The 1,227-nt window shown below is 62.3% G+C and carries 1 protein-coding gene; it reads right to left on the reverse strand.

Translation table 11 applies throughout. The features are described from left to right. Positions 1-60 precede the first annotated feature (60 nt). A protein-coding gene (locus tag BMX96_RS19065) for an IS3 family transposase (RefSeq protein ID WP_091846921.1) occupies positions 61-1,160 on the reverse strand; the annotation gives its coding sequence in 2 pieces (ribosomal slippage) (positions 61-899 and positions 899-1,160; 1,101 coding nt in all). Positions 1,161-1,227 lie beyond the last annotated feature (67 nt).

Here is a 1,227-nt window from a genome sequence, read left to right on the forward strand (position 1 = left end):
CTGACCTGAGACCCGACTTCCCTCCAGCCTTTTGGAGAATCCGTCGGTTGATTTCTGGCCTCATGCGGCCCTGGTTTCCAGTCTCGATTTCATGGCAAATTCCTGCGGCGTGAGATTGCCGAGGGACGAGTGGGGTCTGTTGTGGTTGTAGTCCTCCTTCCATGCGATGATTGTCGCGCGGGCTTCGGCCAGCGACGTGAACAGGGTTTCGTTCAATAGCTCGTCCCGGAAGCTGCCGTTGAAACTCTCAACGAAGGCATTCTGCATGGGCTTTCCGGGCGCGATGTAGTGCCAATCGATCCGGGTCTCCTGGCACCATCTCAGAACAGCCATGCCGGTTAGTTCCGTGCCGTTGTCGCTGACAATCGTTCTCGGTCGTCCGCGCTGCGCCATGATCGCCGCCAACTCCCGCGTGACACGCAGCCCTGAGAGCGACGTGTCAGCCACCAGAGCAAGGCACTCACGGCTGAAGTCGTCCACGATGGCCAGCACGCGGAACCTGCGGCCGTCGGTGAAGGCGTCCGAGACGAAGTCCAGGCTCCAGCGCTCATTTGGCCGCTCCGGCACAAGCATCGGCCGGCGCGTCCCCAGAGCCCGTTTCCGTCCGCCGCGCTTCCTCACCTGCAACTTCTCCTCGCGATAGAGCCGCCTCAGCTTCTTCTGGTTCACCTGCCAGCCTTGGCGTTCGAGCATCACGTGCACGCGCCGATAGCCGAACCGCCGGCGCTCCGCAGCGACCTGCTTCATCGCCTGACGCAACTCAGCATCGTCCTCGCGAACGCTGCGATACCGAATGCTCGACCGGTCGATGCCCAGAACAGAACACGCCCGCCGCTGGCTCACGTCATGCGTCTCACAGACATGGGCCACGGCCTCCCGCCTGGCCGCGGGCGCTACCACTTTCGCGACGCGACATCCTTCAGGATCGCGTTGTCCAGCATCTGCTCGGCCAGCAGCTTCTTGAGCTTCGCGTTCTCATCTTCGAGCGCCTTGAGCCGTCGGGCGTCCGACACCTCCAGCCCCCCAAACTTGGCCTTCCATTTGTAGAACGTCGCCGAGCTGATCCCATGCTCGCGGCACACGTCCGCCGTCGAAACGCCGCTCTCCTGCTGCTTCAGGATCGCGATGATCTGCTCCTCGGTGAACCGTGATCTCTTCATGCCGTCCGTCTCCTTGGTTGGGACGGACTCTACCTCAAACTGGAGGAGGAAACGGGTCTCAGGTCAC

Source organism: Palleronia pelagia, from assembly GCF_900110115.1.
In the GTDB taxonomy this organism is placed as follows: Bacteria; Pseudomonadota; Alphaproteobacteria; order Rhodobacterales; family Rhodobacteraceae; genus Palleronia; species Palleronia pelagia.